Here is a 318-nt window from a genome sequence, read left to right as displayed (position 1 = left end):
GGCGGTGCCCGCGGGCACCCGCGTCCTGACCGCCGAGGGCGACTTCACCAGCGTCACGTTCCCGTTCGCGGCGAACCCGGGCGTCACGGTGACCGAAGTGCCGCTTGAGCTGCTCCCGGAGCGCGTCGAAGGGCACGACGTCGTCGCCGTGAGCGTCGTCCAGTCCGCCGACGGCCGGATCGTCGACCTCGCCGCCCTGCGCGGGGCGGCCGAGGCCGCCGGGGCGACGGTGCTGCTGGACGCCACCCAGGCGGCAGGCTGGCTGCCGCTGGACGTCGCCTGGGCCGACTGGGTCGTCGCGGCGGGCTACAAGTGGCT

At 75.8% G+C, this 318-nt stretch carries 1 protein-coding gene; it reads left to right on the top strand.

Annotation, left to right across the window (positions count from 1 at the left end):
* Nucleotides 1–318, top strand: a 318-nt coding sequence (locus G3I65_RS22095; RefSeq protein WP_160697792.1) for an aminotransferase class V-fold PLP-dependent enzyme, incomplete at both ends; no start/stop codon positions are given.

Origin of the sequence: Amycolatopsis sp. SID8362, from assembly GCF_010550475.1 — a bacterium.
GTDB classification, from domain to species: Bacteria; Actinomycetota; Actinomycetes; order Mycobacteriales; family Pseudonocardiaceae; genus Amycolatopsis; species Amycolatopsis eburnea.
The sequence above is the reverse complement of the archived record's forward strand: the minus strand, read 5'-3'. Positions and strand labels throughout refer to the sequence as shown.